Below are 1,328 nucleotides of genomic sequence, written 5' to 3'. Positions count from 1 at the left end.
TGAAGGCGTTTCAAAAGGAAAGCTTAAGCTGCCCTTTTAGGCTGGTTCCCAGCCTGAATACCTAACGCCCAGCTTAAATTAACTTGCGCACTGGCTACATCACGTGGCTTCTCACAACCGCATTTACATGAGTGCCAACGTTCAGCTAAGGATTTTTTCTTCTTAGCTCCACAGTCTGGGCAGGTTTGACTTGGCTTAACTTGCTTTGCTGGCACTTCAACAAATTCGCTACTAGCTTCTTCCGCTTTGTATCGCAGCAAATTAAGAGTCATGACTGGTGCAGTGTTCAGGATCTCCCTGTTCAAGCCTGCCTTTTGTTTTACCATTTTTCCGTGTTCTTCGGCAGTGCCTTTGGCGTTGCGAGTCATGTTCTTAACGGTCAGCTTTTCTGTGGCTATTAATGCTGCCACTTCTACTAATTTTGCAGTTTCTTTATGTGTAAAATCGAGCCGCTGACGGACTATCTTTTGATGAAGTTTGGCTATTTGATGCTTTAATTTGCGATGGGCACGAGTCCCTTTTTTCGCTAAAGCTAAATCACGTTGCAAAGAGGCTAGTTGTTCTTTACTGTTTCTAAGGTAGCGTGGGTTTTCCCAACTTGTTCAAAATTACCATCCTGATCGACAGTCGAAAAATAATGAGAAACGCCCCAATCTAACCCAATAGCTTTAGTGCTACACTGCCTTTCTATGGAACCATACTCCATAGAAACAGAGATAAACCACTCACCATTCTTACGGATGACCTCGGCAGTTTTCGGCTTGCCGCCAGCGTTTCTAGCTTTACCTCGGATCTTAACGATGCCAACATCAGCCAGATAAACTGCACCATGTTTTATTTCCTTTAGGTGGAGCTTCCAACCGTCACCATGAGCCTTATAACCCCAACCTTTGAAGGGTTGGAATGGCTTAAAGCGCGGGAATCCAGCCTTCTTATCACTTTTTTTAATCGACGGAAAAAACCATCGAAAGCTAGCGCGCCCCGCTTTATGGTGACTTGCTCACTCTGAGCATTGGCGTTGAAAATGCCATGCTCTTTGCGATTATTACGCCATAGCGTGTTGATTTTGCACTGTTCTGAAAAAACACGCTCTATCACAGCGTTTATAACATTCATTACCATTTAGTTCTTGTAACTAAATACCGTCGCCGCTGCATTACGCCAGAGGTTGCAGCGTACTTAGAATCCCAGTACAGAAGGTTACTCGAAACTTGGGAATGTGAGCTTTTGGAGTGCAATGGAGAACCAGATCATCTTCACCTCTTAATTTCTGCAAACTCGAAAATACAGCCAATTAAAATGGTGAACAGTTTGAAAACTGCCACATC

3 protein-coding genes are annotated in these 1,328 nt (G+C 44.0%); 1 reads left to right on the top strand and 2 read right to left on the bottom strand.

Features of this window, described 5'->3' with window-relative positions; all coding sequences use genetic code 11:
- Nucleotides 1-23: 23 nt before the first annotated feature.
- On the bottom strand, nt 24-548 hold the full coding sequence (locus KIT90_RS27550) for a transposase (RefSeq protein WP_285379734.1): 525 nt from the start codon (nt 546-548) through the stop codon (nt 24-26).
- Nucleotides 549-843: 295 nt separating this feature from the next.
- On the bottom strand, nt 844-1,122 hold the full coding sequence (locus KIT90_RS27545; RefSeq protein ID WP_285379732.1) for a hypothetical protein: 279 nt from the start codon (nt 1,120-1,122) through the stop codon (nt 844-846).
- Here KIT90_RS27545 and tnpA point away from each other — a divergent pair.
- Nucleotides 1,111-1,328 (top strand): IS200/IS605 family transposase (tnpA, locus tag KIT90_RS27960; RefSeq protein WP_373417713.1); only part of this gene is annotated, 218 nt, incomplete at its 3' end. The genes KIT90_RS27545 and tnpA overlap by 12 nt on opposite strands.

Source organism: Vibrio sp. B172a, from assembly GCF_030248355.1.
Classification (GTDB): Bacteria; Pseudomonadota; Gammaproteobacteria; order Enterobacterales; family Vibrionaceae; genus Vibrio; species Vibrio owensii.
This window is presented reverse-complemented; position numbering and strand designations above follow the sequence as displayed.

Coding starts and splice junctions, on each gene's coding strand:
- KIT90_RS27545 (WP_285379732.1), bottom strand. CDS start 1,122: ATGGTAATGAATGTTATAAACGCTGTGATAGAGCGTGTTTTTTCAGAA.